Source organism: Mesorhizobium sp. (assembly GCF_024509055.1).
Classification (GTDB): domain Bacteria; phylum Pseudomonadota; class Alphaproteobacteria; order Rhizobiales; family Rhizobiaceae; genus Mesorhizobium.
The window spans coordinates 1-7,320 of the sequence record NZ_JANINM010000017.1 but is presented as its reverse complement, the minus strand read 5'-3'; the positions used below and the strand labels follow the sequence as shown (position 1 = coordinate 7,320).

The following is a 7,320-nucleotide window of genomic DNA, read 5'->3' as shown; positions in this document are numbered from 1 at the left end:
ACACCAAGACCAAGACGGTCACCTCGCGCTGGCCGTCCGGCATCAAGGACGGCGCGGAATTCGTCATCCCGACGATGAACTGACCGGACGGATTCTGGTTTGCGCGTCCTCGCCGCCTTGCGGCTGCGGTCGCGCGGCAGGCATCAAGGAAGGCGCCGAGTTCGTCATCCCGACGATGGTTTCACGCAGCTATTATGAAGGCCCGGGTTTTTGATCCGGGCCATTTTTGCACCCGGCCTGGCGAGTTTTCAAAATCGCTAATGTGATGGAACCAAGCGGTCGCCTCCCGCTTAGCTTGTATTCCTGCCATGGGTGCAGGCCAATCGAACAGCGCCGGTAGCAGCCGGGGTTCTCGTCTGGCGCGAGGAGGTGTCAGATGACACGATATCTTTTGGCGACGACCTTTATAGCGACGGCTGCAATATGCGGCGGAGTGGCCCAAGCGAACGCCGCTGCCCAATGCGCTCCACGTGCCGAAGTGATCAAGGCGCTCGGCGACAAGTTCCATGAAAGCGAAGCCGGGCGCGGGCTGATCAACCCGAATGTGGTGCTCGAAATCTTCATTTCCGATCAGGGCAGTTGGACCGTCCTTGCTTCCGATACCAAGGGGCAGAGTTGCGTCCTGTCGGTGGGAGAGGGCTGGGATAGCCCGACGATCACCGCGGCCATGCCTGGCGCCTGATCATCGAGAGGCCGGTCCACCATCTCGCCGTGAATGCCGTCGATGAGCGCCTCCCTGGCGCTCCTCGACCGCGGCTTGTCTTGTCGACGGAAGCTCACCATATCGAATCCAGGGAATTGTGAATTCCCGGACAGACCGGAAGCAAAAGGAGTGACGTGATGAAGACGTCCAATCCGGCCTGGAGCGTTCCGGCGCGCTGAGGCGGCCAATGTGCCTCCTTGCCCGAACGCGAAGGCAAAGGAGGTGCCCGATGGCACGCGTATTTTCGTTCCGACGGATCAAGCTGTTGGCGGTCGGCGCCGCGATGGCACTGCTGTCGGCGTTTCCGGCGCAGGCGCAGGTCGTCTGCGGCGGGCATGCCGACCTGGTGGCGAAGCTGGCGGCCGGCTTCCAGGAGAAGCGCCTGGGCTATGGTGTTGCCGGCCAGGTCGCCGTTTTCGAGGTCTTTGTTTCGCCGGCCGGTACCTGGACCATGCTGGTAACGGACGTGAATGGGCGAAGCTGCATCCTCGCGGCTGGCGACGGATGGGAGACGACCGTCGCGGTCAGCGCCTAGGCACAGCTGAGCTTTTCCGATCAGCGTGTCGCCGCCACCTCGGCGTGGCCGCGCAGCAGCGCCATGAGTTTCTTGGCGTCCTTGGCGGCGCCTTCCTCGTCACCGTCCAGGATCGAGCGGATCAGCGCGACATGGTGTTCGGCCGATTCGGCGAGCCCTGTATCGGCTTTATAGCGAAACCAGAAACGTCGGCTGTGCGTCTGCAACGGCGCCGCCACGCGCGCCGCGAAGGGGTTGTCGGCGGCGATGGCCAGCGCCTCGTCGAGCGCCTTGTCGGCCTGGATGAAGGCAAGCACGTTGCCCGAGATCACCGCTCGCTGCATGGCGAGGGCGGCGTCATGAAAAAGGTCGGCGGCCTCGCGGGTGACGAAGCGTGCGGCCGAGCGTGCGAGCACCACCTCGACGCCGCGCCTGGCGTCGATGACGCGCAGCCAATCGCCGGGGTGAAGCGCGGCGACGGCGATGCCGGCACGGGGCCTGACGTCCAGCAGCCCTTCCCAGGCGAGCCTCTGGATCGCCTCGCGCACCGGCGTGCGGCCGAGGCCCAGCCGCTCGATCAGCGCGCCCTCGGTGACGAAGCTCGAAGGCGCCAGCTCGAGGGTGACGATCATGTGTTCGAGTGTGCGGTAGGCCTTGCTCGTCGCCGGCTCGAAGGTCGTGCTCGTCTCGGTGGATATCAGCGGGGAGATCAAAGGCAGGCTCCTGATATATTTTTCATATATCATAGTGGATTCAGCGTTGACAGGCCAGTTCTTAATAGATATACGACTGATATATCAGATGGAGAGATAGCCATGTGGACCGGAGTCATTCCCGCAGTCACGACCAAATTCACCGCCGATGACCGCCTCGACCATGCCGAGATGGAGCGCTGCTATGGCCTGCAGATGGAAGCCGGTTGCGACGGCATCATCGTCTGCGGCTCGCTCGGCGAAGGGCCGATGCTGTCGCATGACGAGAAGATCGAGGTGCTGAAGACGGCGCAGAAGGTCGCTGGCAAGAAGCCGGTGCTTATGACCGTCAACGAGGCTGGCACCCGCGAGGCGGCCAGCATCGCGCGTCGTGCCGCCAAGGAAGGCGCCAGCGGCCTGATGGTGGTGCCGAGCCCGATCTACCACACCAATCCGGAAGAGACCGTCGCCGCGCTTCGCGCCGTCGCGGCGGCCGGCGACCTGCCGGTCATGATCTACTCCAACCGGCTCGCCTACCGCGTCGACGTCACCGTCGACCTGATGGAGGAGCTGGCATCGGACAAGCGCTTCGTCGCCATCAAGGAATCGTCCGACGACATCCGCCGCTCGACCGAGATCATCAACCGCCTCGGCGACCGCTACGACCTCTTCACCGGCGTCGACAACCTGGCCTTCGAGGCGCTGTCCGTCGGCGCCATCGGCTGGGTGGCCGGTCTGGTCACCGCCTTCCCGCGCGAGACTGTCGCCATCTTCCAGTTGATGAAGCAGGGCCGCCGTGAGGAGGCGCTGAAGATATACCGCTGGTTCCGGCCGCTGCTCGACCTCGATGTCTCGACCTATCTGGTCCAGAACATCAAGCTTGCCGAAGTGTTCGCCATCAACACCAACGATCGCGTGCGCATGCCGCGCCAGCCGCTTTCGGGCGAACGCCGCAAGGCGGTGGAAAAGATCGTCAAGGACGCGCTGGTCGTGCGTCCGACCCTGCCCGCGTTCTGAGGGCTATCTTCTTCCCGTTCGGGGAGAGAAGATGGTGGCAGCCAGACAGGAGGCAGCAGCCGCGTGCAGGGAAATTCCAATTCGCCAGAAGAGGGCAGTCGCCCCTCATCCGCCCGGCGGTCGCCTTCAGCCAGTGAAGGCGAAGACATCGCCGTCATCGGTGGCGGCATCGTCGGCATCGCCGTAGCGGCCTATCTCGCGGAAGCTGGGCGCAACGTCACGGTCTTCGACCGCACCGGCATCTGTGAGGAGACGAGTTCCGGCAATGCCGCCGCTTTCGCCTTTTCCGACGTCCTGCCGCTGGCGCACAAAGGGATGCTCAAGCAATTGCCGAAATGGCTGGCCGACCCGCTTGGGCCGCTGGCCATTCCGCCTTCCTATCTCCCCAAATTGCTGCCGTGGCTGATCCGCTTCTGGCGGGCGGGCGCGGCCAGACACTATGAGGCGAGCCTGGCGGCCCAAGCCGGCATGATGAGGCTGGCCGAGGCGGAGTGGATGGGCCTGCTCGACCGCTCCGGCACGAAGCCGATGCTGCGCGAGGACGGCTCGCTGGAGCTTTATGAAAGCGAAGCGGAGTTCCGCGCCTCGCTGGCCGGCTGGGCGGAGCGTCAGCGCTTCGGCATCGGCTTTCGCCATGTCGAGGGCGAGGCGATGGCAGCCTTGCAGCCGGGTCTGGCGCCGCGCTTCATCAAGGGCACCTTCGTGCCTGGCTGGAAGACGGTCGCGGACCCGAAGTTGCTCGGCAAGGCGGTCTGGGCCTATGCCGAACGGCTCGGCGCCCATTTCGAGCATGCGCGCGTCGATCGCGTCGAGGCCGGGGCGGAAGGGGCAAGGATCATTCTTGCCGATGGCTCCGTCCGGACGGCGAAGCAGCTCGTCATCACCGCCGGCGCCTGGTCGCACCTGCTGGCCAGGAATCTCGGCGACCACATCCCGCTCGAAACCGAGCGCGGCTACAACACCACGCTGCCGGCTGCCGCCTTCGACGTGAAGCGGCAGCTGATCTTTTCGGGGCATGGCTTCGTCATCACGCCGCTCGAAACGGGCCTGCGCGTCGGCGGCGCCGTCGAGCTCGGCGGCATCGAGCGGCCGCCGAATTTCGCGCGCTCCAAGGCCATGCTGGAGAAGGCGAGACGCTTCCTGCCGGGGCTCGATCCTTCGGGCGGCCGCGAATGGATGGGCTTCCGTCCGTCGTTACCGGATTCACTGCCGGTCATCGGGCGGGCGCGGGCGCCGAACGTCTTCTACGCTTTCGGCCATGGCCACCTCGGTTTGACCCAGTCGGCTGCCACCGGGCGCTTGATCCGCGATCTCGTTGTCGGGCAGACTCCGCCGCTCGACCTTACCCCTTTCCGTCCGCAACGGTTCTGACACCCGCGCGGCTTTGAAATTCCGAGGAGCATCATGGCCAAGAAATCCTTCTTCTGCATCGACGGCCACACCTGCGGCAATCCGGTGCGGCTGGTCGCCGGCGGAGGGCCGCTGCTGCAGGGCTCGACGATGATGGAGCGGCGCGCGCATTTCCTCGCCGAGTATGACTGGATCCGCACCGGACTGATGTTCGAGCCGCGCGGCCATGACGTGATGTCAGGCTCGATCCTCTACCCGCCGACGCGGGAGGACTGCGACATAGCCATCCTCTTCATCGAGACCTCGGGCTGCCTGCCGATGTGCGGCCACGGCACGATAGGCACGGTGACGATGGCGATCGAGCATGGACTGGTGAAGCCGAAGACGCCGGGCGTGCTGAGGCTCGATACGCCGGCAGGCCTGGTGATCGCCGAGTACAAGCAGGTGGGCGAGTATGTCGAGGAGGTGCGCATCACCAACGTGCCGTCCTTCCTTTACGCCGGGGGCCTGACGGTGGAATGCCCGGTGCTGGGCGAGATCAGCGTCGATGTCGCTTATGGCGGCAATTTCTACGCCATTGTGGAACCGCAGAAGAACTACCGCGACATGGCTGATCATTCGGCCGGCGACCTCATCGCCTGGAGCCCGGTGGTGCGGCAGCGCCTCAACGAGAAATACTCCTTCGTGCATCCGGAGAACCCCGGTATCAACCGGCTGTCGCACATGCTGTGGACCGGCAAGCCGCGGCACGCCGAGGCCGATGCGCGCAACGCCGTGTTCTATGGCGACAAGGCGATCGATCGTTCGCCCTGCGGCACCGGTACCTCGGCGCGGATGGCGCAGCTGCACGCCAAGGGCAGGCTCAAGGCCGGCGACAGCTTCGTGCATGAATCGATCATCGGCTCGCTGTTCAAGGGCAGGGTCGAAAAGGAGGTCAGCGTGGCCGGCAAGCCGGCGATCATCCCGTCGATCGGCGGCTGGGCGCGCATGACCGGACTGAACACTATCTTCATCGACGACCGCGATCCGTTCGCGCACGGTTTCGTCGTCACCTGACCGTCACCCGGCTCGGTCAAGCCTCGACTTCGGTCGATACCTGTTGGCGGAACCATTCGGCGAACTTGACCTCTGCCGTCGAAGGCTGTGCCGACATCGTCAGAAAATAGCCTTTGTCGTCGTCGGTCGAAATGTCGGAGACGACGACAAGGTCGCCGCGCCTGAGTTCCTCGCGAAAGACCTCGATGGGACAAAGCGCGACGCCATGGCCGGCGATGACGGCAGTCGCCAGGATGTTGAAATCAGCAAAGACCGGACCATTGCCGACATCGGTTCTCGCGTCTCCGGCCTTGGAAAACCAATCCTGCCAGCCCTGGCGCGACTCGTCATGCAGCAGATCCGCCGCCGCCATCTCCGCAGGCGTCTCCAGCCGACCCCTGCGGGCCAGGTAGTGCGGGCTGCAAGCCGGCCGGCTTATGCGGGAAAACAGCTTGAGGCTGGTGACATGCGGCGAGGGGTCGGCACCGAACGTGATGAGGATATTGTTGTCATCTTCCTCAAGCCGGTCCTCGGCTTTGGCATAGGCGACGCGGATCGCGATATCGGGATGGCGGACGGTAAAATCGGACAGGCGCGGCACCAGCCAGCGGCTGGCGATGGAGGGAATGCAACCCACCGACAGCGACTGCAGGCCGGCGCTTCTGCGGATTCGCCGGCAGGCGGCGCCGAGCTCCGCCAGCGCCGCGCCGGCGGATGCCTGCAGCGCCAGCCCCGGCTCGGTCAGGCGCACCTTGCGGGCGTCACGATGAAAGAGCGCCACGCCAAGCCACTCCTCCAGCCGCCTTATCTGGTGGCTGATCGCGGGATGGGTAACGTGCAGCTCTTGGCCGGCCGCGGAAAAGCTCAAATGGCGCGCGGTTGCTTCAAAGGCACGGATTGCGTTCAGCGGCAGGTAATCCATCTGTAAAATTTCCTAACAGATCAGGCCAAAAACCATCATTTGAAGGCCGACGCGGACTGCGCCAATCATTCGGACCGCAATCGTCAACCAGTGCGCAGAAGCGCTGGAAAGTCGATATCGCAGGATCCTGAGGCGCCAACTCCTAGCCAAACGAAAGGCAACCATGTTTACCAGAAAATTGGCAGATGTAGAAAAAACTGACTTTTTCGTCGATTGGGGCAACGGCACCAGCCATCGATTGCTGACCCAAAGGGATGGGATGGGCTTCACAGTCTGTCACACGGTGGTGCGCGCGGGCAGCGAATCGCGGCTCCAGTACCGGCGGCATCTGGAGGCTTGCTATTGCATCTCCGGCAGCGGCGAGGTCGAGGACATGTCCGGCAAGGTTCATCGCGTCGAGCCCGGCACGATCTATGTGCTCGACGCTCACGATGACCATTTCCTGCGCGCCGACAACGCCGGCGACATGGTGCTGATGAGTGTCTTCAACCCACCGCTCAACGGGACCGAAAGGCACAGTCTGAAGGGAGAAGCAGGCTCTGCTTACTGAGACTTCGCGCCAGGGGCGTTTCCGTTTCGACGAGGCGCTCCTCGGCTGGGGCGTCTCGCCGTCATATAGTCGTCACACGCGACGGAATCCTGACGCAACGGAATGCGCGGCGATGCGAAGCACGCCTCGTTGTTTGCGCAAGGAATCTGCTCATCAACTTATTTTGACGGCGATTTCTTCGAAATGCTGCGCATTATAGGTCGGAATCGTCAAAGACATTGCGTTGTGCCAATGATAGGGTCCGCGATAGTCCAGGGGCTGGGTGCGAAAAAACGGGCAATCGGATCGCGTGCTTCCAAAACACGCAAGGCGATTGAAAAATCACGTTGCAATCCGGGCTCGAAACTTTACGACTAGGGGAAATACGAAAAGGAATGCGTCTGAGGAGGCGACATTCCAGGGGAGCCGCATAAATATGCAGTACTTCGTCCAGCAGCTTATCAACGGGCTGACGCTGGGATCGATCTATGGCCTCATCGCGATCGGCTATACGATGGTCTACGGCATCATCGGCATGATCAATTTCGCCCATGGCGA

General features: G+C 63.4%; 9 protein-coding genes and 1 pseudogene. 8 read left to right on the top strand and 2 right to left on the bottom strand.

Translation table 11 applies throughout. From position 1 onward, the window contains the following. The 3 genes from Q0L57_RS01115 to Q0L57_RS01105 all read left to right on the top strand — a co-directional run. The coding region (locus Q0L57_RS01115; RefSeq protein WP_296736559.1) for a hypothetical protein at positions 1-214 on the top strand (214 nt) is incomplete at its 5' end. 264 nt (positions 215-478) lie between these two features. Beyond that, positions 479-682 (top strand): hypothetical protein, encoded by a 204-nt coding sequence (locus tag Q0L57_RS01110; RefSeq protein WP_296736557.1) that lies wholly within the window; start codon positions 479-481, stop codon positions 680-682. Positions 683-932: 250 nt separating this feature from the next. Further along, a complete protein-coding gene (locus Q0L57_RS01105; protein ID WP_296736555.1) occupies positions 933-1,238 on the top strand; it encodes a hypothetical protein in 306 nt (101 codons plus the stop codon). A gap of 20 nt (positions 1,239-1,258) precedes the next feature. Here Q0L57_RS01105 and Q0L57_RS01100 read toward each other — a convergent pair whose 3' ends face one another. After that, positions 1,259-1,963, bottom strand: coding sequence for a GntR family transcriptional regulator (locus tag Q0L57_RS01100; RefSeq protein WP_296736553.1), 705 nt, complete (start codon positions 1,961-1,963; stop codon positions 1,259-1,261). 69 nt (positions 1,964-2,032) lie between these two features. Here Q0L57_RS01100 and Q0L57_RS01095 point away from each other — a divergent pair, with 69 nt between their 5' ends. The 3 genes from Q0L57_RS01095 to Q0L57_RS01085 all read left to right on the top strand — a co-directional run bounded on the left by Q0L57_RS01095 (position 2,033) and on the right by Q0L57_RS01085 (position 5,332). Next, positions 2,033-2,926 carry a dihydrodipicolinate synthase family protein gene (locus tag Q0L57_RS01095; RefSeq protein ID WP_296736551.1) on the top strand — a complete coding sequence of 298 codons (894 nt, stop codon included), beginning with the start codon at positions 2,033-2,035 and terminating at the stop codon, positions 2,924-2,926. A gap of 63 nt (positions 2,927-2,989) precedes the next feature. Next, positions 2,990-4,297, top strand: coding sequence for an FAD-binding oxidoreductase (locus Q0L57_RS01090; RefSeq protein ID WP_296736549.1), 1,308 nt, complete (start codon positions 2,990-2,992; stop codon positions 4,295-4,297). Positions 4,298-4,330: 33 nt separating this feature from the next. Beyond that, positions 4,331-5,332, top strand: a complete 1,002-nt coding sequence (locus Q0L57_RS01085) for a 4-hydroxyproline epimerase (protein WP_296736547.1) — start codon at positions 4,331-4,333, stop codon at positions 5,330-5,332. A 16-nt stretch (positions 5,333-5,348) separates the two neighbouring features. Here Q0L57_RS01085 and Q0L57_RS01080 read toward each other — a convergent pair whose 3' ends face one another. Next, on the bottom strand, positions 5,349-6,233 hold the full coding sequence (locus tag Q0L57_RS01080) for a LysR substrate-binding domain-containing protein (protein ID WP_296736545.1): 885 nt from the start codon (positions 6,231-6,233) through the stop codon (positions 5,349-5,351). Between the two features lie 163 nt (positions 6,234-6,396). Here Q0L57_RS01080 and Q0L57_RS01075 point away from each other — a divergent pair, with 163 nt between their 5' ends. Together Q0L57_RS01075 and Q0L57_RS01070 are read left to right on the top strand one after the other, a co-directional pair. After that, on the top strand, positions 6,397-6,783 hold the full coding sequence (locus tag Q0L57_RS01075) for an ectoine synthase (RefSeq protein WP_296736543.1): 387 nt from the start codon (positions 6,397-6,399) through the stop codon (positions 6,781-6,783). Between the two features lie 415 nt (positions 6,784-7,198). After that, positions 7,199-7,320, top strand: a pseudogene (locus tag Q0L57_RS01070) (branched-chain amino acid ABC transporter permease LivH); the annotation flags it as partial.